The 224-nt window shown below is 70.1% G+C and carries 1 pseudogene; it reads right to left on the bottom strand.

Going from position 1 to position 224, the window contains the following annotated elements:
• Nucleotides 1–38: 38 nt before the first annotated feature.
• Nucleotides 39–224: pseudogene (locus H2O73_RS24560) on the bottom strand (hypothetical protein); the annotation flags it as partial.

Genomic DNA, 224 nt, shown 5'->3' with positions numbered 1-224 from the left:
GGGTCCATCGGCGCGGCCTTATGCGAGGGGCTTGGGGGTCAAACGGGGTCGACGGGCTCGCCCGCCTCCTGCGCGTCCTTGAGCTTGCGCTCCGCTGCGTCGAACAGGGTCTGGTGGCCGAGGATCGCGCGGACGAGATCCTCGACGATCGCCACGGCGAACAGGATCACACCGAGGGCCATGCCGATCTGCGGGATCCAGAGGGGCACGGGCACGAGGCCCGA

It is taken from the genome of Vibrio marinisediminis (genome assembly GCF_014050145.1).
Taxonomy (GTDB): domain Bacteria; phylum Pseudomonadota; class Gammaproteobacteria; order Enterobacterales; family Vibrionaceae; genus Vibrio; species Vibrio marinisediminis.
Note: the sequence above shows the minus strand (reverse complement) of the source record. Positions and strands in the feature narration are given on the sequence as shown.